This window comes from Companilactobacillus jidongensis, from assembly GCF_003946575.1.
Classification (GTDB): Bacteria; Bacillota; Bacilli; order Lactobacillales; family Lactobacillaceae; genus Companilactobacillus; species Companilactobacillus jidongensis.
Window position 1 is genome coordinate 22,719 of the sequence record NZ_RHOP01000021.1, and the last position, 24,292, is coordinate 47,010.

The window sequence follows — 24,292 nt, forward strand, 5'->3', positions numbered from 1 at the left end:
GCATTAAATAGACATATGATATTCATTGTTTCGTCACACTTTTTCGTTACATTAGTATTAACAATTATTCTAATTAAACGGAGGACGATATATGAACTATTTGGTCATTCCTTTGACATTTGTCATTGGGTTGTCATTCCTGTTATCAGCTAGTCACATTAAGAGCCAATACATTTCAAAATTCTTCTATTGTATCGGTACCTTTGGGGTCATCATGGCGATGTATATTGCCTGGCCCAAGTAATTTACTCAACTGAGATAAGTTGAACGTTACTGATGAATTCGTACTCCTTCAACTTATCCATAAGATCATCAATAGTTCCAGTTAGGTGACTGATATCTAACGAGATCACAACACTAGCAATATTGTGAATCGGAATATTCTGGTTGATCGTCAGGATACTAGCGTTGGTTTCAGAAATAATTCCTAGAACTTTGTTCAGGATTCCTTGTTCGTGATTAAGCATCATTGAGATTAAGGCTTTACGGTCGTTCATATCTTCATCTGGCAAAAAAACGAGATCTTTATATTTGTAGTAGGTACCACGACTGATCCCGACCATTTTGACAGCTTCACTGACATTGCTTGATTTGCCTGTTTCGAGTAATCCACGGGCCTTAATAACTTTGTCAAATGATTCTGGAAGAATAGAACCGTCAACTATATAATATTTTTCCACGATAAATCTCCTCGCATTAAATTGTCGAAACTCTTTTAAAAGTATATCACGATTAGTAAACTAATGTTCAATCAAAAAGAACAGTTCATAGTGAACTGTTCTTTTTAGATTACTATTCAACGTCTGGTAAGTCTTGTGTTTCCATATAATCGCTCTTTAGAAGAATGATATTCTCACCCTTAGACTTGCGGCGGGCAATGTTATCTTCACCCCAGAGACATAATTCTTCGAGGATACGATTCAAACTATCGCCGTATTCAGTCAATGAATACTCTACCTTAGGTGGTATTTGATTGTAAACTTTACGAGTGACGATACCGTCATCTTCTAGTTCACGTAATTGTTGTGTCAGCATTTTTTGAGTGATGTTAGGAATGGCACGCCGTAATTGACCAGTACGCATGGTTTGATGTTTGAGGTGGCACAGAATGATCGGTTTCCATTTTCCTCCAATAATACTCATCGTGGCTTCGACGCCAATATTATAAATAGATTGTTTCATTAATAATTACCATCCTCATAAACTAGTATTAATATCGTAACATCAATTATAGATTACTCAAGTTTTAGCAATTTTCTAATTCGATATCCTTAGGTGTCATGTCATTTGTGGAAACCATCTTTTGTAAGACAACAATTAAGACAATACCAACTACTAGCATGCTGATCCCTAACCAAGGAGTGTTAACTAGCTGATTCGCTGAAACAGCTTGTCCACCGATGGAGGAACCAAAGGTTATCCCAACGTTAAACGCCGAAATATTCAATGCTGAAGCTAATGAAATTTCGTTTGGTGTGAATTTTTCAGCAAGTTGAACGATGTACAATTGCAATCCTGGCACATTCATGAAGGCAAATAGTCCCATGATCAAAATTGAAATCAAACCAAGTAGATGCATGTTCATAGTTACGCGAACAAGAATTAATGCAACACCAAGTCCAACTAACATCTTTAGTAATGCTTTGAGTGGATTATTGTTAGCTAAGCGTCCGCCCATAGTATTGCCGATAGCGACAGCTACGCCATAAAAAATCAAGATGATAACAATTGCTGATTCAGACCAACCCATTTGCTTGTTCAAAATAGTTGTTAGGTAAGTATAAACGGGGAAAGTTGCCCCGTATCCTAAAGCTGTGATAATTAGAATAAGTAGTAGCTCAGGTTGCTTAATAATTTTCCATAATCCTTTGGCATTTGTAGGCTTAGGAAGTGGTAGATTATTTGGTACTAAAACAATGTTTGTGATCAAACCGATCAATCCTAAGATGACTAGGAAGAAGAATGAAGCACGCCAGTTAATATTTTGACCAATGAATGTTCCTAGTGGCACACCAGTAACAGTTGCAACTGTTAGTCCAGTGAACATCACGGCAATGGCTGAAGCACGCTTATTTGGTTCGACTACATCAGCAGCAATCAATGAAGCAATTGCCATGAAGATTCCGTGTGATAGAGCTGTAATGATTCTTCCTAATAGAAGAATCCCGAATGTTGGAGCAAATGCGGCAATTAAATTACCAATAACAAAACTGACCATAATACCAATCAGAAGCTTTTTGCGACTCCAACGATTAGTTATCAAAGTCAAAATTGGTGCACCGACCATGATACCAGCTGCATAGATTGAAACGGTCAATCCACCAGTAGCTAGTGAGATATTGAAGGTCTTAGTTAATATGGGCATAATTCCGACACTGATGAATTCGGTTGATCCAATGGCAAACGCACTAATGGCCAATGACATCAGGATCCATGTTGGTGATACTTTTTTGTTGTTCATTTTGTCAACTCCTTATGTATGTGTGTTTTAGAACATGAATATCATTATAAGGGGTTAGATCAATTAAACAATTACGTACTTTAAAGTGCAGTAGGTACCAAAAAGTGCCCATAAGAAACGACAGGGAGGTTTGCCGTTTCTTATGGGCACTTAATCTATCTTAGATTATTTCGGTAGTTGCACCAGTTGTATCAACTGAGAGAGGCTTGATTTGCCATTTTGGAAATTGTTCCGAAATTTTGTCAAAGAGTGAGTCAACTTGATCATCTTGAGCAATGGCCATTAATGTTGACCCGCTGCCACTAATATAAAGAATGACATTTTCTTCCTCGCAGATCTTTGCAACTTGATCATAATCTGGAATTAGTTTTTTACGATATGGTTCGTGCATCCTATCAACAATGGCTGATTTAATCATTTGCATATCACCGAGTTCCAGTGCTTTGATCAGAACACCAAGATGGCCAATTTGGTAAATAGCATCAGCATAACTCATTGTGTCAGGCAGAACCTCACGTGCCGCTTCAGTACTGATTGGATAGTCAGGAATCATGGCAATGAAATTCAAGCTCATATTTACTTTGTAGTGAGCTACTTGAATATCACCGTCGTGATTGATTGAAGCACACAGATTGCCGTAGATAGCTGGAGATACATTGTCAGGATGTCCCTCCAATTTTGTGGCTAAATTGAGGATCTCCTCATTGGACATTGTGTCACCAAACCAAACACTGGCGCCCTTTAATCCGGCAACGATACAAACGGCGGAGCTACCTAATCCACGTGCAATAGGGATGTCATTATTGATACTGATTGATACGTTAGGAATATCTTTTTTTAGATATTCGCAGCCATTCACGAAAGCACGATAGATCAAATTATTTTCATTTTTATATTCTCGAGGACAACCACTGATTTGTAGTTTTTTGTCACACTTGTCGAATTCAACAATTCCGTAAAAAGAGACCGCTAGGCCGAGTGCATCAAAGCCAACACCGATGTTGGCACTAGTTGCCGGTACTTTAATTCTTATCATATAGGTCGGCCTCAACTTTTTCTTTGACGTAGTCACGCATTTCGTCTTTTTTTATAACATCTTTGTGGAGGATGGGCAAGTTCCAAACGTTAGCCAAATTCTTAGGGATTTCAACGCCAGTTTTTGATTGAATATCTTTCATCAACTGGAGATCATCGTCATGATTATCATCGAGAACAGCATCAGCTACGACTTTGACGAACTTGTAGGGACTAGCAGTACTCAAAAGGATTGTTGGACAAGAGTCGTCGATTTTTTGATAGTCACGCATAACTTTATATCCAACTGCAGTATGCGGATCCATCAGGTAACTTTGTTTTTGATAGACATCTTGAATGGATTCTTTGATCTCATCATCAGTACTGTATCCACAATAGAAGTCTTCTTGAATACTTTTAAGTAACTCTGCAGAAACTTGATATTTTCCACTTGTTTCTAGTTCATCCATTAATTGCTTAACGTATGCAGTATTACCATTGCTCTTATAATAGAGTAGACGTTCGAAGTTACTGGAGATCTGAATATCCATACTTGGAGCAACTGTCTTGAAGAATGGACGATTGCGGTTATAAATACCACTATTGAAGAAGTCTGTAAGTACGTTGTTTTCATTACTGGCAACGATGAATTTATTAACGGGTAATCCTAATTGTTTGGCAAGATATCCGGCGAGGACATCGCCAAAGTTACCAGTTGGAACGCTGAAGTTTACTTTATCACCGTTATGGATCTGATTATTTTCGACTAACTTCTTGTATGAAAAGAAGTAGTAGACGATTTGAGGAATTAGACGACCAATATTAATTGAGTTAGCACTTGATAAACTGATATTATTTCCTAGTTCTCGCTTAAGTGAAGCGTCATTGAGAATCTTTTTTACATTGCTTTGTGCATCATCAAAGTTACCTTCGATAGCGGCGACTTCAGTATTGTCACCATCTGTTGAAGCCATTTGTAATTGCTGAACTTTGCTGACACCGTTATGAGGATAGAAAACCGTGATGGCAATTTTGTCAGAATTTTTGAATCCCTCCAAGGCCGCCTTGCCAGTATCACCACTTGTAGCTGTGAGGATCATGACACGTTTGTCAGCGATTGAATGCTTCATTAGTTGAGGAAGTAGTTGTAGGCCAACGTCTTTGAAGGCACTTGTTGGTCCGTGGAATAATTCTAGAATGTGGAAGTTATCAATATCGGTGACGGGGGTTATTTCGTCTGTATCGAAGCTTGAGTCATAGGCTGCACTGACACATTCAGCAATTTCTTTATCTGAAAAGTCTGGTAGCAGTTGTTTCAAGACTAATTTAGCAATATCTTGATAACTTTTATTTTTTAATTCTTCTATATTTATAGATACATCATCAAAATTTGGAAAGACGTACAATCCGCCGTCTTCAGAGAATCCCTGACGGATTGCATCCTTGGCTGAAATCTTAACTTGGTCGTTTCTTGTGCTTGTATATAAATTATTCATAGTTATAACCCCTTGCAAATTGAATGTTATTATGATAACTTGTTTTTAAAGAAAAAACAAGTGTTTACGAATAATGAACACAGAAAACAGGAGGTTATTACCATGAACATAGCTATTTTGGGATTTGGTACAGTTGGTAAAGGCGTTTATGAAATAGTAAAGAAGGCTAGTGGTAAAACCGAAAGCCTCCATGTTGCTCATATTCTGATTCGTAAGAATAAAGAATGCATTTTACCAGAAATGACAGATAGTATAGATGAAATTTTGAACGATAAGAATTTGGACGTAGTAGTAGAAGCAATTGGTGGAATCGAGCCAGCACATGAATATATCTTGAGTGCCTTGAAACATAAGAAACACGTTATTACAGCTAACAAAGCCGTTATAGCGTTGTATCTAAAAGAATTCACAGAGGCCGCACGTGACAATGGTGTTAAGTTTTATTTTGAAGCCAGTGTTGGCGGTGGTATCCCTTGGATTCAGGGACTTGAAAAAGCCTTACGCATTGATCAAGTTAATTCTATTGAAGGAATCTTCAATGGAACAAGTAATTTTATCCTTGATCAAATGAGCAAACGTGGCCAATCATTTTCTGAGGTCCTCAAAGAAGCTCAAAAACTAGGTTATGCTGAAGCTGATCCTAGTGCAGATATTGATGGCATCGATGTTGCTAACAAACTCTCCATCAGTGCGGATATTGCTTATAACATTGATATTGCTGATCAGGATAAAATGCCGATTTTTGGTATCCGCAACATTAGTGCCAGTGATATTGATTATTTTGCCAAGAAGGGTATGTCGATCAAGCTTATTGGTAAAACACATCAGCGTGAAAATAAATTTGACTATATCGTTGAACCAACATTGTTCTTGAGTCACACACTTGAAGCCAATACACCTGATAATTACAATTTGATTTCTCTAAATGGAGACACAATTGGTAAGCTGGATTTCTTCGGTCAAGGTGCCGGCATGTTGCCAACAGCGAATGCTGTTGTGCAAGATATTTTGGATATCAAGGAATCTAAGGATCACTTAGTTCGCAATTTTGATAGTAAAGTTGAATACTGTTCAAACTTAACAAAGAGTGATTATCTAGTTCGCTCGTCATATGATGTTAGTGATATTTTTTCAGATTACAAAGTTTATCCTGAGGGAGATTTCCTCAGAGTTGAACAAATTTCAGCCGGTAAGATGCATGATTTGATGAAAGAAGTTCTTTCCTTTGATAGTAAAGCCTTTATGGCCAGTTTACCCATGGAGGTAGTCGCATAATGAAAGTAGTTAAATTTGGTGGCAGCTCAGTTGCCGATGCAGAACAATTCGCAAAAGTAAAAGCAATTATTGATGATGACAGTGAACGTAAAGTTGTGGTTGTTAGTGCCGCAGGTAAAAGCGCTGCAGAAAAAATTAAAATCACAGATTTATTGATTGAACTCGATAAATTAAGATTGAGTGATTCGGATTATTCAAAGGTCCTAGATGAGATTGTTGAAAGATTTTTGAAGATTAAGAATAATTTAAAAATTGATTTTGATATTGAAAATGAAATTAAAATCATTGAAAATAACTTGAATGATTGTTCAAGTGACTATTTGATTTCTCGTGGTGAATTCTTAACAGCTCACCTTATGGCAGCCTACCTAGGATTCAAATTCGTCGATGCGGCGGATTTTATGATGTTTTCAAATGGAGAAATTGATATGTCAGCTACTGCTGACAAGTTCAAAGACCTATATTCTGAAAATGAAAGAATCGTTGTGCCGGGATTCTACGGTAGTCAGAATGGTAAGATCCAATTAATGCAGCGTGGTGGCAGTGATATTTCCGGTGCTATCTTGGCTAATATTTTGAACGCTGATTTGTATGAAAACTGGACAGATGTTTCTGGTATTTTGATGGCGGATCCGCGAATTGTTAGTAAGTGTAAACGGATTGATTCACTAACATATGGTGAGTTACAAGAATTGTCATATATGGGATTCAATGTTTTTCAAGAAGAAGCTGTGCAACCAGTTAGAATTAAAAATATTCCAACCAAAATTCTCAACACAAATCATCCAAACAGCGGCGGAACATTAGTTGTTGACCGTATTAAGCGCGACAATAAACAAGTTATTACAGGAATTGCTGGAAAGAAAAATTATACAATTATTACTGTTAAAAAATATCAATTAAATAAACATCTTGAAATTTTACAAAGTGTTTTATCGATTTTTCAAAAGCATAATTTGGTTGTTGATTCAGTTCCCTCAGGAACAGATTCATTTAGATTCTTATTACCGCAACGTGAATTAAAGGGTATTCTCAGTGTTGTCATGTCAGAGTTGAAGAGCAAATGTAACCTTGATGAAGTTTTTGTGAACGATAATATTGCCTTGATTGCGGCGGTTTCGACAGAGCTGAGCAGCCGTCCCGCTATTGCCGGACGTATTATGCAATATCTTGATAAGAGTTTGATCAATATTAGATTAGTTATCCAAGAAGGCAGTGATATGAAAATCGTCTTTGGAGTTTCCAATGCTGATTATGAGAAAACAATTTCCAATATTTATAAAAATGCTGTTGGTCAATAATAAACGTTGTTATATCAGTATTCATAGATACTTTTTAAATTAGTATTTTACTCATAAAATTATCTTATTATTAAAATAGTTGTTGACAGCATAATTTGTACATGGTTTACTAGTCATTGTAAATTAAAGACATGAAAGGAAAGGTAATTAACTATGATAAAACTGAATAGCAATATCACACATTTGAATAGTCAATTCGCCTTTAGCTTTTTCTTTAGATAGCGTTTGTGTTCAGTCAACTGGATACGAACGCGTACGCAAGCGTTCGTATCTATTGATTGGCTAAAGTTTTTGAACATGTCATCAAGCCAGATAGATACGGGTAAAATCTATCTGGGGACAATATTCGGGCCCGATGTTTAACCAGATGGATTTTTCTAAAAATCTATCTGGTTTTTTATTTACCTTTTTTAAATATCGGGAGGATATCAATTATGAAAAAATATTTAATGGGATTAATTACAATTATTATGGCAGCGGTCGTATTAACCGGCTGTTCATCATCATCAAAATCAGATAGTAAGACACTTAATGTCGGCATTTTACAAATTGTTCAACATGGATCACTTGATGCTGCTAGAAGCGGCTTCAAATCGGGATTGACGGATGCAGTTAAGAAGCATGATAAGTCAATGAAAGTAAACTACACATACATGAATGCTCAAGGGGACCAATCAAACGTCAATTCTATGAGCCAACAATTAACACAAAAGAAACCAGATTTGCTACTAGCAATTGGAACTCAAGCAGCACAGGGATTAGCTAAAAAAACTAAAACAACTCCAATTGTTATAACGGCTGTAACAGATCCAAAAGGTGCAGGATTAGTTAAATCAAACGACAAGCCGGATACGAATGTCACAGGGGCTAGTGATAGATCACCAGTTGAAAAACAAATTAAATTATTGAAGTCTATTGCTACAAGTAACAAGCCAATTGGAATTATGTATGACTCTTCAGAAGAAAATTCAGTTTTACAAGTTAAACGTGCAAAGAAATATGCCAAAGCTAATAATATTGCAATTAAAACAGTTAGTGTCACAAGTACTAACGACGTTGCTAGTGCGGTTTCAGGGATGAAAGATACGGTTTCAGGTATTTATTTACCAACAGATAATTTGATGGCTAGTTCCATGAAGACTATTGGTAAAAAGGCTAAAGAAGCCAAATTACCAGTTGTTACCGGATCAATCGAAATGGCTCAAGATGGTGGTACAACAACATATGGAATTAACTACAAAGATCTTGGTAAGCAAGCTGGAGAAATGGCCTATCAAATCTTAGTTAATAAAAAGAAACCAGAAACGATGTCAATTGAAACATCAAAAACTTTGAGATTGTATGTTAATAAAGAAAATGCCAAGGCAATTGGTATTGACCCAAGTTCAATTACAAAACCTTAAAAAAGGAGATAATCGCATATGCTTATATCTAGTTTAGGACAAGGATTATTGTGGGTACCGTTAGTTATTGGTGTTTTCATCACATTTAGAATTTTAGATATTCCTGATTTGACAACTGAAGGAAGTTTTCCCTTCGGTGCTGCAATCACAATTAGTTTGATGCTACATGGACAGTCAACTTTTGTTGCAACGATTGCTGGATTTATTGCTGGATGTTTGGCAGGTATCATAACAGGAATTTTGGATACTAAGTTGAGAATTCCCTCTTTATTGGCAGGTATTCTTACTATGACAGGATTGTATTCTGTCAACATGCATATCATGGGTAAGTCAAATATTCCTTTGTTGGATCAAAAAGTTCTAACAAGTTATTTACCTGGTAATCTTGATCCAGATATTCAGACCATAATTGCTGGATTAATTATTGTATCAATCGTGGTTGCACTCTTATACAGCCTCTTTAAAACTAGATTAGGCTTGTCGCTCATGGCAACGGGTAATAATAAGGCCATGAGTTCAGCTAATGGAATCAAGACGGATAGAATGATCATTTTTGGTTACATGATTTCGAATGGTTTAATTGCTTTGTCAGGTTCACTGATTGCTCAGAGTAATGGTTATGCTGACATAGGAATGGGCATTGGGACAATCGTTATTGGACTTGCATCGGTTCTAGTAGGTGAAATTTTCTTACGTGGACGTAGCATTATCGTTAGACTGTTGGCGATGGTTTTTGGAGCGATTATCTATCGTTTGTTGCTAACAGTCGCTATGGGCTTAGGATTCCCACCAGATGACTTGAAAATACTCTCAGCAGTTATCCTGGTAATTGTTATCTGCGTTCCAATCATTCAAAATCGCATCAAAACAAAGAGACAATTAAAACAATATTTGTCACAATTAGCGGAAGGTGAAAATTATGAACAACGAGATGAAATCAGAAACATTAGTAGTCAAAAACTTACAAAAGGTATTCTTTCCGGGAACAGAGAATGAGAAACATATCTTAAAGAATGTTAGTCTAAAAGTTTATGAAGGTGATTTCATATCCGTAATCGGTAATAATGGTGCTGGGAAGTCGACACTATTGAACACGATTGCGGGAACATTGACTGCCGATGCTGGTGAAATAGATTTGGCGGATCGTAATGTTGTTAAGAAGCCAGTTTCGTATCGTGCACGCTGGATGTCACGAGTATTTCAGGATCCAAAGATGGGAACTGCGGGGGACTTGAGTGTCGCTGAAAATTTAGTGTTGGCACAAAGTCATACGCATACTGCTAGCTTACGTCGTTATAAGAAGGCAGATAGATGGAACAGATATCAAGAGTTGTTGAAAACTTTGAATATGGGATTAGAAGATAGATTAGAGACGCAAGTTAAATATTTGTCCGGTGGACAACGCCAAGCTTTATCGTTACTGATGGCGACATTGAGTAAGCCAAAATTATTATTGTTGGATGAACACACAGCGGCATTAGATCCAAAGACTAGTCATGATGTTATGGAAATAACTCAAAAAATTGTGACACGTGAGGGCTTGACAACAATGATGATCACACACAAAATGTCTGATGCCTTGAAATACGGTAATCGTTTGATTATGGTTCAAGATGGTCAAATAAAATTAGATGTTAGTGGTGAAGAAAAACAAAATCTTAAATCAGAAGATTTAGTAAATTTATTTCAAGATTAAAAAAAATGTAACCTTTATTGGTTGCATTTTTTTGTTTTTAAAAATCATTTTATTGAATTTTATTATGACTATTTCGATAACATTTGCTGCGGGATTTCTGCTACAATTAGCAATTAAAATTATGATTGGTAACTACCAGGGAAAGGTATTTTAATGGCAAGCTACAGATTAGGTTATAAAATTGCATATGCTTTGGTTATGTTAGTAATGTTTGCTTTTACTAATAATCAAGTTATATTTGCAGCAAAACCTCCAACAAATAATAACAATAATAATACAAATGTTGAATTGCCAACCAAGGTGGATTCAGCTCATGTTAGATTTGAAAGTGATAACTTGAATATTCGTCGATGGATCAAGTTCTAGATCGTAGGGTTTGGTTTGCTAGAGATCAAATGTTTAGTCCAAGTACTATTGCAATATTATATGATTTGAATGGTGGTGCACCTAATTCAATTCGACTCGGTGATCCAGCTGCAAAAGAGGCCGAATTCATTTTGTATGTAGACAAAACAAAATTACATATTGATCAAAATGTTTTGAAAGTTAGTGCCAAAGGGAGGTCATCAAATAAATCTAAAGAATCAGAAATAATTATTAATATTGGTGGTGGATTGCAATTTGGAAATATCCAAGATAAAGTATCGTTCGTACCAGTTATGGCTGGTTCAACTAACGAAATAGTTCAGCGACAGGATGGCTGGCAAGTTGAAGTCGTTGATAGTAGATCGAATGGTAGATTATGGCAATTGCAAGCCCAAGCAGGTCAGCTAGTTGAAAATACTACTAAAACTGTATTGGATGGTAATGTTGTTTACAAGGAAGAAAATGGCAAATTAATAGAATTAAATCATCCGACTACAATTTCTTCGAATGTTAAGGACAATGAAGATATTCAAACAATTGATGTCGCCAGTACTTGGAAAAATAAGCATGGGATTTTATTGAAGGTAAATAATTGTACACAGGCTGGTTCTTATGAAGGAAAGATCTATTGGAGTCTAGTCGACAGTATGTAAATATTCAAATCGTTTTTCTGAAAACAAAATGTGATTTTTTAAGATTTGTTGTCATTTGTTTGTTATAATATATATGATTATTTGAAGATATATAACGATTACGAAAGGCTTATTTATGCTTTTTAATAAAAAACATTATAAAATATCATTCATATTTTTTATATTTAATGTATTGATTGTTATGTGTTTATTTAAGGTGGCTTCTCTTGAAGTAAATGCTGCAAACAGTGTTGAACCAAATGTGGCTCCAGTTGATGTGGAACCCGCAGATCCAGATGATTTAAAAAATGCTTTGGATACTGCTCCAAGAGGATTGGATATATCGGATCCGACTTTCTTGAGAGGTGAATTTCATAAAAAAGATTCAGATGAAGATATGAATTCCTCAAAAGTTATAAAAAGAAATGAGAATAATCCAAACGATAAAACTGGTATTTTAAGAGTTACGCATAATTTTAATCAATTGGGGGCCATTTGGAGTAATACAAGTGAATCAAATTTTTTAGATATTTCTCAAGATCAATCCATGTCGATGTGGTTATATTTTGGTAAACCACTTAATCTTGCAGAACCTAGGGAAGTTGGTGACGGTATGGCGTTTGTCCTGCAGAATGCTAAAGACGATTCTTCACCACTAAACCCATTTGGAGGAATCAGGGCTATATCAAGGTTTGATGGTAGTCCTGCACCAGGAGAAACCTTGGGGGTATGGGGAGCTGATTTCAATAATTTAGGGTCAGCTTCGAGAGCATCAATATCTCAAACTGCAATTCAAAATAGTTTTGCAATTGAATTTGATACATTTCTTAATCGACTTACGAGAGCTGATGATATAAACGGTAAAGGTGTGTCGTTTGATGCGGATATTTTAAATGGCAGAGGTAGTGATGGTAATTTTACTTATCATCAGCAAATTCATGGACAACACATTAGTATGGATTACCCTGATGGATACGCAAATTACACTATTGATGAGTATGATCCGAATGCTACGTATATGAAAGAGATTACCAGCGGTAACAATGGATCCAGAACATTCTTCAAAATGAATCATAAAAATCTTCATGATAATTTATCTTTAACTAATGAAAAATGGCATCACATGACGGTAAAATTTAATCATGCGACAAGTACTTTATCCTATGCATTTGATGACAAAAACATTGATGGTACTGCTAATAGCACTGGTATTGTTGGATCCCAAAAGTTAGATATGAATCATTTTAAGCTTGGAGATAGTAAAAAATTAATGTGGGGTTTCACAGGTAGCACTGGTCGGTTTACTGAAAATAATTTAATAGTTTTTGAATCAATTCCATCCTTTGTGAATGCAGATTCTAATGTTAATTTAAAAGATACGACGAAGGGAACTGAAATTCCCGGTCCTGACGATAAAGTAAATATTGGTGATAATCTTGATTTTGTTTATAACTTGAATTATAAAAATGGTTCTAAAGAATGGAGTAAAATCTCTACTTCTATGAATCTTCCACAAGAGGTAACATTTAATGGTGGAAAAATCACTTATGATGATGATCCGGATCATCCTGAGGAAATAAAAGAAAATGAATTTAGTATTATTGATGGTAATGGCAACGGTAAAGTTGAGCATTTGATGTTAAGAAGTTTATCTAATAATAATAAACATGCAAAAATAGAACTTCATACTGTTGTTAATAATCGTACAGAGCCTGTGATTGTCAATAAACAACATGCTAGATTTTCTAGTGATAACTTCATCGTTGATGACGATACTCCCAGCTTTAATATTGTTATTCCATCGATGTCATTAACTGTATCTGATAGAGTAGATTATAAAAATATGGAGTCTGTGCCTGATTTGACTGCCATTAGTGGAAATGTTTCATATTCAAATGGATCTCTTATTAATCCATCAGATGTAACAATGCATCCAAATATTAATGGTATTGAACAGAATACTTTTAAATTATTTGGAAATACTTCGCAAAATGCACATTACATTTTTGATGTACAAAAAAATAATTTACATGTAGGATCAAATGTAGTAACAATATTTGCAAATGATAATTTAGGAAATTCAACCTCTGTTGGTTCAGTTGTAATTTTTATTGGAGGCGGATTAGATTATAAAGTTAGTAAATACGTGTCTTTTGAACCAATCAATGTTGGATATGCAGGGCAAATAGTACCGCGACAGGATGATTGGCACATTCAAGTTACAGATGGGAGAAGTATTGGTAGGAGTTGGACATTACAAGCCAAAGCAACAGAATTAATAAAGGAAGATAGTACTCAAAAACTTGATGGTGAGATTGTTTATAAGAATTCGGTTGGTAATGTTTTGCCTCTGACAAATTTAACCGATATTTATACTAATACTAAGCAGTCTGAGGAAAAACAAATAGTGAATGTAGAAGATGACTGGAATAGTAATCTAGGTATGTTCTTAAAACTCAACAATGAAAATTCAAGTGGAAGATACCATGCTACAATAAATTGGATTTTGAATGATGGATTACCAAATAAGTAGTATGGCACAAAAATAGCTAGTGAATTCCAAAATGGAGTTCACTAGCTATTTGATTACTTGTTGAATACAAATTCAGGGTTGTCTTTACTGATAATTGTTAAGTCATTGATATCAATATCAAGGTAGTCTTTGAAACGCTTGATCAATTGTTCTCCAGCCTCGGTATGATCGTCTTTACGATCTGGTTGGATGTTTTCCATATAGAATAACAAATTCTTAGTATCATCAGTAGCTTCAACACGTGAACTGTCACGCCATGCCCAGCAACGTGAGAGAACGCCTTGTTCGTCACGATAGATAACTTCACCAGTCAATGCTTCTTCAGGTTCATCTTCACCTATTGGTACGAATGGTTCTCCACCTTTGGCAACCGTTAGATGGACATCCCCAACGATATTATCGAGGTCTTCCGCGGCAATAGGGAAGGCATATTCTAGTGATATGGAATTGTAGACATCAACAACTGGATTGATGTTACCAACTCCTTTGTCATTCTTTGCACGTTTGAGAAGATTTTCAACGGCGTTACGAGCACCTTTTTTAGTCTTGAACTTACGATATGCTTCACGCCATGCATGAACAACGGGATTAGCACTTATGGGATCATCTGGTACCCATTTTTTTGCGACTTCATTCGCATGTTGAATCAAGTTGTCAGGAACGTTGCTGTCATCATGATTATCGATATCACGTGCAGTCATGCAGGTTATTTCTACATCGGGAAAGATTTCCCAGAATTCTGGATCAACGATAATTTTTTGCATTTCATCCTCCGAGTTATTCTAATATATGTGCTAATTATATCACTCGACATCAATCTTGTGAGAAGCCGTCGTGGTCAAAATATGTTATTCTAGAAACACTATGGAGGTGTGGATTATCAAAACTTTAGTCATCGTTTCACATCCAGAAATCGATAATTCTCAGACACAACAATTCTTGAGAAAGGGTGCTGAAGATGCAGATGTTATTTGGCATCATGTAGAATCTTTGAATGAGATAAATATTATCAAAGAACAAAATTTACTTCGTCAAGCTGATCGGATTATTTTTCAATTTCCACTATATTGGTATGCAGCACCGTATGGACTTAAAAAATGGGAAGATGAAGTCTTGACTCATAATTTTATATATGGAGACAAAACTTATCCATTGAAAAACAAAGAATTCGGGATAGTTGTCACTACGGGTATGCCCCTAAAGGATTTTCAAAAGGGTGCGACTGAAAATATTACACTTGATGAAGCAATGGCTCCATATCGAGCAATTGCTAATTTAGGAAAAATGCAAATTATGCCTCTGTTCTCTGTCCCGCAATTTTGGTACATGTCTGAAGATGAACAAATGCAATTGTTGATTGATTACCAACGATACCTGAATCAAAAGTATCCTGATTCATTAGTCAATCGTGAAGAATGGTTTGAAGAACACTTGCAGAAATTTGTTAAAGAACTACCTGACAAGGATCAATTTACTGGTAACCTAATTCGAGATACCTTTATTCAAAACAAGGAAAATCTTGAGCAAGTAAATGACACTTTAAAAATGATCAAGGAGGGTGAGGACGAATAATGGATGAACAATCACAATGGTTGATGGATCAAATTGACCAACTTAAGAGTTCTCAGCCAGAATATGAAAAACGAGCTTTTTTGACGGCATTAAAAAAAGTTGTGAATGAACAGGCGACTAGAACGGATCAAATTCAACATGAACTTGATGGACGCCTGTGGAATCACGATAAATGGTAAAAAAATTTATACAAACTAAAGGTATTTTAATAATACTTTTAGTTTATTTTTTTTGGGCAATAATTTTGATATCAATGTTTAAACGGACTATAAAGAAGGTGGATGTTTAGACAGGTTAATGGCATCCAAATACAATAGTATTTTTTACGAGAAAGTTTTTTATTCGAGGATTAAATCATGAAAAAATTAATTAAGGGAACGGCTGTATTGGGAGCTATAGCCCTCGGTGTTGGATCGACACTTGTCACGGTAGCAGCTGCAACGACTGATACTACTACTACTACTACTCCTACCACAAGTTACACTGCACCAGGAACTGTACCGGCTGCAGCTTCACCTGCTCCACAAACAACTACGTCGGATGCAACTTTGACGACTACACAGATGCTATCATTGGACGACGTTCCAACAATAAGCTTTGGTAGTCAATTATATTCAGTCTCTAAACAAAATTACACGCCATTGAAACTTTCATCAGATCTAAAGCTTACTAATCCAGGTTTCTCAACTGGTTGGTCTCTAGACGTTTCAGCAACACCATTTTCTGGAACAACTTCTGGCACTAGCTTAAAAGGTGCAGCACTCACGATTGCAACGCCTACTGATACACCTATTACAGCTGATGATTCATCTAATGTTTCAACACTTCCAACTTACAAGAATGGAGTCACATTATCTACTAGTGCAGTAAATCTTGAAGATGCCGCTGCAGGTACTGGTGTCGGTGCATATACAACATCATATGCACTAGCTGATTTCTCGCTATACGTACCTGCTGGTAATTTGCAAGGTGCTTATACTTCAACCGTAACTTGGAGCTTATCAGATGCACCATCATAATATTTTTGAAGGACAATACTAAATTGTATTGTCTTTCTTTTATCGAAATTTGAGGCGTGTAACCTTAACATCTCGTTCTTAATAAGGAAGGATGGATGATAATGACGAAAAAAATATTTTTGCCAATAATTTTAGCTTTTGCTTCACTATTCGTATTTTTGGTAACTGGAGTAACATCTGTAAAAGCTGATACATTAAACTATACAGTTGGTGCAGATCTGCCAGATAATCAAATTGAAAAATCAGGTTCTTATTTTGATTTAAAGGTTACACCAGGACAAAGTCAGAATTTGACGATAAAAATAAATAATAAAGATTCCGTAAGCCATCATTATGAAGTTTCAGTTAATCGTGGTTTAACTAATTCCAATGGCGTGATTGATTATAGTACTCACGGCTCATCTGTGAATGATAATCTTGCATACAATATTGAATCTCTTGTTACCAGTCCACAGGATGTAGAAGTCGATGCTAATACAACCAAATTAGTTACTGTACATTTGGATTCTCCTAAAGAAAACTTTTCCGGAATAATTCTTGGTGGCATCAGAGTACAAGAAATAACTGCGACACCGAAAGCCGCCAAAAAGGGGATTCATATTAATAATGAATATGCTTATGTAATCGGCTTAGAATTGAGACAAAACTCAGATAAAATTAAACCAAAGTTGAATCTTGGCGATATTAACGAAAAACAAGTTAACTATTACAATTATGTTGCGGCTAACTTAATCAATCCTACTCCATCCATCATTGATAACTTATCAGTGAATGCGACGGTCAAGAATTCAAGTGGCAAGGAAGTTTATAAACAGAACAAAACTGGATTATCAATGGCACCAAATAGCAATTTTGATTATCTAATCGGTAGTCCTAAACAAACTTTAAAAGCTGGAACATATGAATTGATTTTGGATGCCAAAGCAGGTACGTCTGCTTGGCACTTTGATAGAAAATTTACTGTCACGACTCAAACGGTTAAGAAATTAGCGAAGACATCTATTGTTAAGAACGCAAGTCCAGAGCCTAATTACTTATTAATTGCCTTCATCATTGCAATCGTCTTGGTAATGATCCTAGTTACTTTGGCATATCGTAATAAATATATCAAGAAACACTAAACAAAATTAAAGTCGCAGAAATGCGGTTTTTTTTGTTTGTATCGAGTTAGTTGATTATCACATAAAATAGTTAACTTAGTATCGCTATACTTAACTTTGTCTACCATCTATAATTAGAATATACAAGAGATTAAGTGGAGGTAGGCATGGAACTGAATATTGGAACGATTATTTCTCAGAAGCGAAAAGAAAAGCAAATTACTCAACAACAACTTGCTGATTTCATGGGGGTATCTAAGGCATCCGTATCAAAATGGGAGACCGGTCAGTCATATCCAGATATTACTTTGATTCCATTGTTGGCTGGTTATTTCAATATTTCAGTTGACGAGTTGATGAATTATAGTAACAACCTATCCACTGAGCAAATTCGTCACATTTATATTTCGATAACCAACGAATTTGACTCGAATAAGCCTGAAGAGGTTTTGAATTCGATCGAGGATGTAGTCCATCGTTATTATTCCTGTGCACCGTTGATACTAGAAATGGGTCAGTTATTGTTGAACCACGGGGATTTGCTTCCAGGTAAGTCAAGAGATGATAAGATGGTGAAATATATTGGTAGAGCACAAGAACTGTTTGCTCATGTTCTGGAAATTTCTAATGATCCAGTGTTGTTAGATAAAGCTAATAATTATTCTGCCTATTGTGCGCTGATGCTGAAAAAACCTGATGAAGTCCTGAATACATTAGGTGAATATGTGCCAGAATATTATCCAACTGAGAGTTTGATTGCATGGGCCTATCAATTGAAAGGTGATAAGGACAGAGCAATTGCTACTACTCAGAGTTCACTTTTTCAATATACAGCTGTGATGATGAGTCAAATAAATAATTATTTACAACTTGTAGTAGATCAACCGGACAAATTCGAATCAACTTATGATAAAGGTTTATCGTTAATTCAATCCTTTTCATTCAAAAAATTAAATCCGGCTATTGTTATTAATTTTTTTAATTCCGCAGCTATGGGATTCGCACAGATGCAAAGAACTGAACAAGTGATGGATTGTCTATCTCAATACGTTGATCTATTAAGTAATATGCAATTTCCATTGGAATTACACGGTGATAGATACTTTGACAAAATCAATGAGTGGTTGAATCAAACTGACCTTGGACATGCGCTACCACGCGATGAGAATCAGCTGAAGTCAGACTTCATCACGATCGTCACGCAGAATCCATTCTTACAACAGTATCAAGATAGCGAAGAATTTAAAAAAATACTCGAACGTTTGAATACGATAAAGGAGCGTTTTGAAAATGAATAATGCTGATATTATTACAAACAATTTGCCACTTTTTATTCCGCTTATAATACTTGAAGTTGGATTGGATCTTGCCGCTTTGATTCATATATTTAGACATAAGAATTATCGAATGGGAAATCGTATTTTGTGGGTTTTACTAACATTATTAGTTAATCCCATTGGAGCTATTTTGTATTTCATTATCGGTCGGGAACAGTATTAATGGCAATTTTAGAATTGCACGACGTTAAGAAGCGGTATGGTGACAAGCAAGTATTGAATGGTCTTAGTTTTGCAGTTCCAGAAGGTTCGATTTTTGGATTTGTGGGTGATAATGGTGCCGGCAAGACAACAACTATGAAGATGATTTTAGGTCTAGAAACAATTGATTCAGGTGATATCTTGATTGATGGTCAAAAAGTTCATTATGGTAATTCTGGCGTCAACCGTGAAATTGGATATTTACCCGATGTTCCGGAATATTATGGTTATATGAATCCGACAGAATATTTAACATTGTGCGGACAATTGACTGGTATTTCTAAAGAGGACTTATCTATTCGAATTAATCAAATGTTAAAGACGGTTGATTTACCAATAAATAAACGAAGGATTCATGGATTCTCTCGAGGAATGAAACAAAGATTGGGAATTGCTCAAGCGTTACTAAATCGACCAAGAATACTTATCTGTGATGAGCCAACATCGGCACTTGATCCAAATGGTCGAGGTGAGTTTCTTGATTTATTGGCAAGTTTACGTGGTGAAATGACGATAATCTTTTCGACTCATATTTTAACTGATGTGGAGCGAATCAGTGATCAAGTTGGAATCTTACATGATGGGATATTGAAGGCAAATGATAGTTTGGATAATTTGAAGAAAAAATATGCCAAATCACAAATTGTTTTGAAATTTGATTCAGATGAAATTGCAAATCAAGTATCACAGATTCTGGGTGATAGTGCCACAAGAAAAGATAAGAAGGTTATTCTTAATTATGATGGTGATTATCAGGCTGTAGCCGAATCTGTGCTGAATATGTTATTGAAATCGCATCTGATTCCTATGTCGATGGATAAACAAGAAGCTAGTCTGGAAGATATTTTCATGGAGGTAACGTCATGAAAGCTACGTGGTTTTTTATCCGTAAAGAATTATTGGAGTCATGGCGTAACTATCACTTATTGATTATTACCGTTGTTTTCGTTATTTTTGGTATCGAAGGTCCATTAATGGCAAAGTTGACACCTGATATTTTAAAGATGGCGACAGGCAGTGGATTAACAATTAAGATGCCGGATCCAACTAGTATTGATGCCTGGCAACAATATTATAAAAATATGACACAGATTGGTATTTATATTTTAGTGGTTATTTTCAGCGGGACAATCAGTAACGAAGTAGCACAAGGTACGTTGGTAAATCTTGTAACTAAAGGATTGCCACGTTATTCAGTCGTTATGGCCAAGTATATAGTTGCTTATATTCAATGGTGTTTGGCAATAATGATGGCATTCTTGATTAGTTGGGGATATACATCTTACTATTTTCCGGATAATAGGAGTCCCCATATTTGGAGTGGCATGTGGCCATTATTAATATTTGGATTATTATTTGTAGCAATTACGATTTTAGGTTCAAGCTTAAGTAAGAGTAATTATATGGGTTTCTTGACATCAGTTGTGGTTTTCATTGTTTTGACATTGCTAAATTTATTTAAGAGTACAGGACGCTATAATCCGATTGCATTAGTGACAGATAACATTTACTTGATAAAGGGGACTGAACAAATTTCTCACATTATGCCAGCAATATGGATAACAATTATTTCCACAATGGTAATTATTTATCTTTCAGTATTATCTTTGAAATATAAGAAATTATGAGACCGCTGCAAATCGGTCTTTTTATATGTCATAATATGGGTAAATGGGGTGAGTTGATGCAGGACTTGCGAGTAATTAAGACCGAAAAATTAATCAAAGATAGTTTTTATAAGCTAGTAGATCAAAAAGGATTTGAACAACTTACTATTACTGATATTTGTAATGATTCATTGATTGGACGTTCGACATTTTATCAGCATTATGTGGATAAATATGAATTGTTAGAAAAAGAAAATATCCATTACACGTCGCTTTTACAACGTGCAATGGATATTAGAATGAAGACATTTGATGATCCGGAATCATTGAAGAATTTCATTGAGTACTTAAAATCAGACTCTCAAAGAATTTTATTGTTATTTTCTGTCCATGCAGAATCCACAAATTTACAAGAAGAGTTTGAACGATTAATTGGTGATTCCTTGGACGATATTATTAAGGATAAAAAATCACCTGTATCTAATGAATTTATTAAAAAAATGTATGCGTCAAATGTTTTGACTTTTATTAAATGGAGTCTTAGCAATGGCATTGATTCTCGGACAACGGATTTTATGAATGAATCATTTAAGTCATTAATGTCATACTGGTTTACAGAGTAATCATATGCTGTTTGACGTTAGGGTCGTGATTGGTGATTGTTTCAATAACCTGTGATTCCTGTGATTTTTCCTTGACCCAACCGACAGACTCAATAGCTTGAGCTCGGTTGACGGCGATTCCTGGAGTGTATAATTTGTCGATAGATTCCTGTGCATATGCGGTATCTGATGCAAGTAAAACTTCTTTGTCATCTGCGCCCTTTATCAATGTTGCGGCTAATCCACGGCTGTGACCGGGAGTATAAATAAAATTTATGCTTCCATCATTGAAAAGGTCGAACGAACGGTGGAATGGTCCTAAGTTGGAGGGATGAAAATTGAATGTTCGCATCTTAGTGTTGGCCCATGATTTAGGTATGTATCTCAATTTGTCAGTATTACCTGCTTGCCATTCTTCAGCAGACACAAGAATGTTTTTGGCATCTTTGACTAAAGGTAATCCACTTACGTGGTCGCTGTGCAGGTGGCTAAGAACCAAATAATCAATATCAGCAGGTTTGTACCCAAGTTCTGCTAATCGTTCTCTAATTGACCACCCATCGGGAAGGTACGCTTTGTTAATAACAGTTTGTAGACCAAGTTCCTGCCACTGGGATGTCCTTACCAGTTCATTCCAACCGGTATCAATTAATACTAGCCCCTTGGGATGTTCAATTAAATAACTGGAAACAGGCAGAACAATTTGATTTTTGTTTGATCGAAATAAGCCTGTGAATGCCAATGGATTACGGAATTTTTCATGAAATGGTAAAGCTTTATCTACTTGAACCAGTCCAGTGTGTAAAATATGAATTTTTATTTCTGCCATTTTTTTTACCTCGTAATTGATTTGATAATGTCAGTATATAATGATTATTTTGTTAAACAAGAATTAATATCATTCATTATGCAAGATAAGATACACTTTGTATGAAAATGTTTTATAACTATTACTTTTATTTGAAAGATAGGGTGGCATCATGAATTTTAAATTAAATCAAAGTTTAGTAGATTTAGGAATCAGTAATATTGTTATTGGTAAAGTAACCGGAGTTGATTTTTCCCAAAAATTGGATAATCAAATTTTGAAAGAACTAAAAATAAATGAAGATAAAGCATTGAAAACTGATTTGAACCAGTTACGTAATAATCAAATAATCAATGGATATGTTGAAATGGTCAAAAAAATTGGCCGAAGTTTGAAAAAAAATCCACCAACCGCTGAGGCTTTGATAGGCAATATTCAGCATCGTGGTAGTTTTCCTCGAGTTAATTCCGTAGTTGATGTTTATAATATTGAATCTCTACAGTCTTATTTATCGATTGGTGCACATGATATGGATAAAATTGATTTCCCAATTGAATTCACAGTCTCAAACAAGGTTGATATATTCTCGCCTATTTTGGCGCCTGACAAAAAGGTTGCAGATTACGATTATGTGTATCGAGACAAAAATGGAATTTTAGCATATTTGGATTGTCGTGATTCTGAACTTTATAAGATAGACGATAGTACCAAAAATATCTTGTTTGTCGTGCAAGGAAATGAGTATACGACAGTTCAGTACCGTGTTGATGCTTTGACTAGAGTATGCGAAACACTCAATTCGATTATGCCAAAGGTAAAATATTCAATTGAAGTTATTTCCAGTGAAGGTTAATGATTTGCAAACGTGTAACTTATAAAGTAACATGTGTATATTAACTTATAATGAGGTATTCAAATATGAAATATATTATTACTGGTGCAACGGGACATCTAGGTTCACAGATATTAAAAGAAACAATGCAACTTGTACCTAACTCTGATATAAGTGTTGGAGTACATACCGTTAGAAAAGCTAAAAAGCTTGCGGATGTAGGGTTAGAAGTCCTACCAATCGATTATCAAAATGAAGATATGATGGTTGAATCTTTAACAGATAAAGATATTTTGGTTTATGTTCCAAGTAAGAGCCATGACAGTTTCAGTCGGGTAGCTGAATTAGAAAATGTCATAACTGCGGCTGAGAAGGCTAAAGTTAGACACATTTTGGCAATGGGTTTCATAGCTGATCAAGAGAATAATCCCTTTGATCTATCAGCATTCTATGGGTATTTACCACGTCGGTTGGCCGCATCAAATTTGAAATATACAATTATTAAAAATTCATTATATGCAGATCCATTGGTTCCATATTTGCCTGAATTGATTGAGCGACAAAATGTTATTTATCCGGTTGGAAAAGAAGCATTGTCATTTATCAGTTTAGAAGATAGTGCTAAAGCATTTGCTGAAGTAGCAACTACGAACGAGTTGCGTCAAGACGGAAAAATCTATACTTTGACTCAAGATAGAAATTATACAATGCCTGAATTGGCAGCTGTATTGACTGAGGTATCGGGTCATAAAATTGGCTATCAACCGGTTACATTACAAGAGTTCTCTGACTTGTATGATCAAGGCGGTGAAGGACATATGTTAAGTTCGATGTATGATGCTGGTGGTGAGGGATTATTGAACATTGTTACTGATGATTATCAAGAGATAATGGGTCGCCCCGCGACTGCTCTGAAGGAATTTTTAACTTTGAAATTAAAAATAGCACAAGCAAAATTTAGGCTCTTTGTCAAATAGTATTGATGAATAACTTTTAACCATAGGCATCCTCATTGAGGATGCCTATTTTCATGCACA

The 24,292-nt window shown here is 35.5% G+C and carries 27 protein-coding genes; 20 read left to right on the forward strand and 7 right to left on the reverse strand.

The features are described from left to right. The first annotated feature begins 91 nt into the window (after positions 1 to 91). Positions 92 to 244 carry a hypothetical protein gene (locus tag EKM68_RS13595; RefSeq protein ID WP_164509427.1) on the forward strand — a complete coding sequence of 51 codons (153 nt, stop codon included), beginning with the start codon at positions 92 to 94 and terminating at the stop codon, positions 242 to 244. Between the two features lies 1 nt (position 245). Here the strand turns inward: EKM68_RS13595 and EKM68_RS11445 are convergent, their stop codons facing one another. The 5 genes from EKM68_RS11445 to thrC all read right to left on the reverse strand — a co-directional run bounded on the left by EKM68_RS11445 (position 246) and on the right by thrC (position 4,971). Next, positions 246 to 680, reverse strand: coding sequence for an ACT domain-containing protein (locus EKM68_RS11445; RefSeq protein WP_125590886.1), 435 nt, complete (start codon positions 678 to 680; stop codon positions 246 to 248). 112 nt (positions 681 to 792) lie between these two features. Continuing rightward, complete coding sequence (locus EKM68_RS11450) at positions 793 to 1,182, reverse strand: winged helix-turn-helix transcriptional regulator (protein WP_125590888.1); 390 nt, start codon at positions 1,180 to 1,182, stop codon at positions 793 to 795. A 64-nt stretch (positions 1,183 to 1,246) separates the two neighbouring features. Next, positions 1,247 to 2,461 (reverse strand): MFS transporter, encoded by a 1,215-nt coding sequence (locus EKM68_RS11455; RefSeq protein ID WP_125590890.1) that lies wholly within the window; start codon positions 2,459 to 2,461, stop codon positions 1,247 to 1,249. A 160-nt stretch (positions 2,462 to 2,621) separates the two neighbouring features. Further along, positions 2,622 to 3,497, reverse strand: coding sequence for a homoserine kinase (gene thrB / locus EKM68_RS11460; protein WP_125590892.1), 876 nt, complete (start codon positions 3,495 to 3,497; stop codon positions 2,622 to 2,624). Beyond that, a complete protein-coding gene (gene thrC / locus EKM68_RS11465; protein ID WP_125590894.1) occupies positions 3,484 to 4,971 on the reverse strand; it encodes a threonine synthase in 1,488 nt (495 codons plus the stop codon). The genes thrB and thrC overlap by 14 nt, the downstream gene beginning before the upstream one ends. Before the next feature lie 102 nt (positions 4,972 to 5,073). On the opposite strand from thrC, the gene EKM68_RS11470 reads away from it, so the two are divergent. From EKM68_RS11470 to EKM68_RS11505, 8 genes are all read left to right on the forward strand, one after another. Further along, on the forward strand, positions 5,074 to 6,246 hold the full coding sequence (locus EKM68_RS11470) for a homoserine dehydrogenase (RefSeq protein WP_125590896.1): 1,173 nt from the start codon (positions 5,074 to 5,076) through the stop codon (positions 6,244 to 6,246). Further along, positions 6,246 to 7,547: an aspartate kinase gene (locus EKM68_RS11475; RefSeq protein ID WP_125590898.1), complete on the forward strand. Its 1,302-nt coding sequence runs from the start codon at positions 6,246 to 6,248 to the stop codon at positions 7,545 to 7,547. Before EKM68_RS11470 ends, EKM68_RS11475 begins: the two co-directional genes overlap by 1 nt. A 434-nt stretch (positions 7,548 to 7,981) precedes the next feature. Continuing rightward, a complete protein-coding gene (locus EKM68_RS11480; RefSeq protein ID WP_125590900.1) occupies positions 7,982 to 8,950 on the forward strand; it encodes an ABC transporter substrate-binding protein in 969 nt (322 codons plus the stop codon). An 18-nt stretch (positions 8,951 to 8,968) separates the two neighbouring features. Further along, complete coding sequence (locus EKM68_RS11485; protein ID WP_125590902.1) at positions 8,969 to 9,946, forward strand: ABC transporter permease; 978 nt, start codon at positions 8,969 to 8,971, stop codon at positions 9,944 to 9,946. Further along, positions 9,870 to 10,646: an ABC transporter ATP-binding protein gene (locus EKM68_RS11490; protein ID WP_404810806.1), complete on the forward strand. Its 777-nt coding sequence runs from the start codon at positions 9,870 to 9,872 to the stop codon at positions 10,644 to 10,646. The genes EKM68_RS11485 and EKM68_RS11490 overlap by 77 nt, the downstream gene beginning before the upstream one ends. 153 nt (positions 10,647 to 10,799) lie before the next feature. After that, the gene (locus EKM68_RS11495; RefSeq protein ID WP_125590906.1) at positions 10,800 to 11,012 is read left to right on the forward strand and encodes a hypothetical protein; all 213 of its coding nucleotides are present in this window, start codon (positions 10,800 to 10,802) and stop codon (positions 11,010 to 11,012) included. Continuing rightward, positions 10,997 to 11,665 (forward strand): hypothetical protein, encoded by a 669-nt coding sequence (locus EKM68_RS11500; protein ID WP_125590908.1) that lies wholly within the window; start codon positions 10,997 to 10,999, stop codon positions 11,663 to 11,665. The genes EKM68_RS11495 and EKM68_RS11500 overlap by 16 nt, the downstream gene beginning before the upstream one ends. Before the next feature lie 115 nt (positions 11,666 to 11,780). Beyond that, positions 11,781 to 14,177, forward strand: a complete 2,397-nt coding sequence (locus tag EKM68_RS11505) for a lectin-like domain-containing protein (protein ID WP_125590910.1) — start codon at positions 11,781 to 11,783, stop codon at positions 14,175 to 14,177. Between the two features lie 53 nt (positions 14,178 to 14,230). On the opposite strand, the gene EKM68_RS11510 is transcribed toward EKM68_RS11505, so the two are convergent. Then, positions 14,231 to 14,941: a B3/B4 domain-containing protein gene (locus EKM68_RS11510; RefSeq protein ID WP_125590912.1), complete on the reverse strand. Its 711-nt coding sequence runs from the start codon at positions 14,939 to 14,941 to the stop codon at positions 14,231 to 14,233. A 100-nt stretch (positions 14,942 to 15,041) separates the two neighbouring features. On the opposite strand from EKM68_RS11510, the gene EKM68_RS11515 reads away from it, so the two are divergent. The 9 genes from EKM68_RS11515 (at position 15,042) to EKM68_RS11555 (ending at position 21,636) form a co-directional block, all read left to right on the forward strand. After that, a complete protein-coding gene (locus EKM68_RS11515) occupies positions 15,042 to 15,749 on the forward strand; it encodes an NAD(P)H-dependent oxidoreductase (protein ID WP_225423004.1) in 708 nt (235 codons plus the stop codon). Next, positions 15,749 to 15,928: a hypothetical protein gene (locus tag EKM68_RS11520; RefSeq protein WP_125590914.1), complete on the forward strand. Its 180-nt coding sequence runs from the start codon at positions 15,749 to 15,751 to the stop codon at positions 15,926 to 15,928. The genes EKM68_RS11515 and EKM68_RS11520 overlap by 1 nt, the downstream gene beginning before the upstream one ends. 177 nt (positions 15,929 to 16,105) lie before the next feature. Next, complete coding sequence (locus tag EKM68_RS11525; RefSeq protein WP_125590916.1) at positions 16,106 to 16,768, forward strand: WxL domain-containing protein; 663 nt, start codon at positions 16,106 to 16,108, stop codon at positions 16,766 to 16,768. Between the two features lie 101 nt (positions 16,769 to 16,869). Continuing rightward, positions 16,870 to 17,889 carry a DUF916 and DUF3324 domain-containing protein gene (locus tag EKM68_RS11530; RefSeq protein ID WP_164509428.1) on the forward strand — a complete coding sequence of 340 codons (1,020 nt, stop codon included), beginning with the start codon at positions 16,870 to 16,872 and terminating at the stop codon, positions 17,887 to 17,889. Positions 17,890 to 18,035: 146 nt separating this feature from the next. Further along, complete coding sequence (locus EKM68_RS11535) at positions 18,036 to 19,166, forward strand: helix-turn-helix domain-containing protein (RefSeq protein WP_125590920.1); 1,131 nt, start codon at positions 18,036 to 18,038, stop codon at positions 19,164 to 19,166. After that, complete coding sequence (locus tag EKM68_RS11540; protein WP_125590922.1) at positions 19,159 to 19,368, forward strand: PLDc N-terminal domain-containing protein; 210 nt, start codon at positions 19,159 to 19,161, stop codon at positions 19,366 to 19,368. Before EKM68_RS11535 ends, EKM68_RS11540 begins: the two co-directional genes overlap by 8 nt. Beyond that, positions 19,368 to 20,273 (forward strand): ABC transporter ATP-binding protein, encoded by a 906-nt coding sequence (locus tag EKM68_RS11545; RefSeq protein ID WP_125590924.1) that lies wholly within the window; start codon positions 19,368 to 19,370, stop codon positions 20,271 to 20,273. The genes EKM68_RS11540 and EKM68_RS11545 overlap by 1 nt, the downstream gene beginning before the upstream one ends. Next, positions 20,270 to 21,034 (forward strand): ABC transporter permease, encoded by a 765-nt coding sequence (locus EKM68_RS11550; protein WP_125590926.1) that lies wholly within the window; start codon positions 20,270 to 20,272, stop codon positions 21,032 to 21,034. Before EKM68_RS11545 ends, EKM68_RS11550 begins: the two co-directional genes overlap by 4 nt. A gap of 56 nt (positions 21,035 to 21,090) precedes the next feature. Next, positions 21,091 to 21,636 (forward strand): TetR/AcrR family transcriptional regulator, encoded by a 546-nt coding sequence (locus EKM68_RS11555; RefSeq protein WP_164509429.1) that lies wholly within the window; start codon positions 21,091 to 21,093, stop codon positions 21,634 to 21,636. Here the strand turns inward: EKM68_RS11555 and EKM68_RS11560 are convergent. Beyond that, a complete protein-coding gene (locus EKM68_RS11560; RefSeq protein WP_125590930.1) occupies positions 21,626 to 22,444 on the reverse strand; it encodes an N-acyl homoserine lactonase family protein in 819 nt (272 codons plus the stop codon). The two genes, EKM68_RS11555 and EKM68_RS11560, sit on opposite strands and share 11 nt — an antisense overlap. A gap of 151 nt (positions 22,445 to 22,595) precedes the next feature. Between EKM68_RS11560 and EKM68_RS11565 the strand changes: the two genes are divergently transcribed. Both EKM68_RS11565 and EKM68_RS11570 read left to right on the forward strand, forming a co-directional pair. Further along, on the forward strand, positions 22,596 to 23,276 hold the full coding sequence (locus EKM68_RS11565) for a B3/B4 domain-containing protein (RefSeq protein WP_125590932.1): 681 nt from the start codon (positions 22,596 to 22,598) through the stop codon (positions 23,274 to 23,276). A gap of 65 nt (positions 23,277 to 23,341) precedes the next feature. After that, on the forward strand, positions 23,342 to 24,232 hold the full coding sequence (locus tag EKM68_RS11570; RefSeq protein WP_125590934.1) for an SDR family oxidoreductase: 891 nt from the start codon (positions 23,342 to 23,344) through the stop codon (positions 24,230 to 24,232). Positions 24,233 to 24,292: the final 60 nt, after the last annotated feature.